Genomic DNA, 624 nt, shown 5'->3' on the forward strand with positions numbered 1-624 from the left:
GTCGCTATCAGTCCGGTCGCCAGTTTTACAACGGCAATGGACTCATCGCTCAGGTGGTGTGCTGGCAATAACGTCCGTATGTAAAGACCCAACAGTGCGCTGCTGAATACACATGCAAAAGCAATCAGCGCGATGAGAAAAGGGCTCAATTCAAATCTCCAGTCATGGCACCGCAACCGCACGGATGAAATCAGTTGTTTACTGTATCTGCACGATGCCTGGTGGTGACCAGGTACCGGAACCCGCTGGAAGTATGGAAGGCGCGTGCGTCTTCGGCCAGTAGAGACGCATGACGAGGTAAATGGCGTCGTCGGGGGCTGGCAACCAGTTTGCTGCATTCTCTTTGCAGGGAGGTTCGTTCTGGATATAGAGAGTAAGCGAGCCATCCGCATTCTTGTTAAGGCCGGACAACATTGGTGAATTGATGAGGTAGCGGTTGATCGGGTTTTTGATCAATAGCTGACGCTTGCTGTCGTACATTGTGACTGACCAGAATGCATTTGCTGGAGGGAGCTGTCCGGCTGCAAAGGTGAGTGTGTAACGGTGACTGCCATAAAGTAAATTACCGTTCGCATCGTTGTGAGCGAGGGGATACACGGCTTCGACAGCATCATTGCCATAAAT

At 51.4% G+C, this 624-nt stretch carries 1 protein-coding gene; it reads right to left on the minus strand.

Annotated elements, in window-relative coordinates:
- Positions 1-198: 198 nt before the first annotated feature.
- On the minus strand, positions 199-624 hold a 426-nt coding region (locus AC1DRJ_RS31510; protein ID WP_477805544.1), incomplete at its 5' end, for a DUF1214 domain-containing protein.

Source organism: Pseudomonas sp. P5_B2 (assembly GCF_056400445.1).